This window comes from Bacillus cereus group sp. N21 (assembly GCF_016483395.1).
In the GTDB taxonomy this organism is placed as follows: domain Bacteria; phylum Bacillota; class Bacilli; order Bacillales; family Bacillaceae_G; genus Bacillus_A; species Bacillus_A pseudomycoides.
Window position 1 is genome coordinate 1 of sequence record NZ_JAEHBX010000204.1, and the last position, 951, is coordinate 951.

Sequence of the window (951 nt, forward strand, 5' to 3'; positions counted from 1 at the left end):
GCTGCTTGTTTATCTCTTGATTTACTTAGATAAAAATCAATGGTATTCCCTTCTGAATCAACGGCACGATATAAATATATCCATTGCCCTTTCACTTTAATATAAGTTTCATCGACTCTTCATGAATTATATGTTGTTTTAAGATGATGTCGTACTTTCTCTTCTAATTGAGGTCTATATTGATGAACCCATCGCATAATCGGTGTGTGAGCTATAGATAAGCCTCGTTCCTCCATCATTTCCACTAGGTTACGGAAGCTCAAATTGTACCGTATTTTGTATAACCTATTTTTTTCATATGTTTTAGCAAGTTGTTGATTAAATAAAACCCTATTTTTTGACTTCGATATGAAGGTTCAACATATAAAGATGCTAACCAAGGTTTATATTGAGGTTTTTCTTTCCAATCGTTTTCAAATACGGATACTGTTCCTACACATTGTCCATCTACATTCGCTATAAAAGTGATTGGAAATTCATTTGCATATGTTCCCTTAAAAAAATCGACAACTTCTTCATATGTTTTTTACTGCTAGTTGGTACAACAAATTCTTTGTAAACCATTTTTGCAACATCTTCTATATGTTCTGGCCGATTTACTAATAAATCAATATCCATAAATTCCCCTCCGTTTTTAAATTCTTATTACTGTCCTTGTGTTAAATATCCAATTACCGAATATTCTATATAATCATTATAAACGATATGGAAAAAACCGACACTAAATCTCTTAGTATCGATTTTATTTTTAAACAACTATATTATCTTTTAAATGAATCTATTATTTTTTAAACAACTTTATTATTCGTGAACACGTATTTTTTTTCACTTTAAGGAGATTTCTTTTTGTTAGCTTGATAGCGATGTGGCGGTACCCCATGCCAATCAAGCTAAAGCGAAATTGTATCCATAATACGAAAAACACCTCCATTAAAATCATAACTGATACTT

Annotated in this window: 2 protein-coding genes and 1 pseudogene; all 3 read right to left on the reverse strand. The window is 30.8% G+C overall.

Annotated features, from left to right (window positions below; genetic code table 11):
- Positions 1 to 275 (reverse strand): annotated as a pseudogene (locus JDS96_RS30475) (IS6 family transposase); the annotation flags it as partial.
- A complete protein-coding gene (locus tag JDS96_RS33420; RefSeq protein WP_374221028.1) occupies positions 260 to 469 on the reverse strand; it encodes a GNAT family N-acetyltransferase in 210 nt (69 codons plus the stop codon). The pseudogene JDS96_RS30475 and the gene JDS96_RS33420, both read right to left, overlap by 16 nt.
- On the reverse strand, positions 457 to 618 hold the full coding sequence (locus JDS96_RS30485) for a hypothetical protein (RefSeq protein ID WP_199669093.1): 162 nt from the start codon (positions 616 to 618) through the stop codon (positions 457 to 459). Before JDS96_RS30485 ends, JDS96_RS33420 begins: the two co-directional genes overlap by 13 nt.
- Positions 619 to 951: the final 333 nt, after the last annotated feature.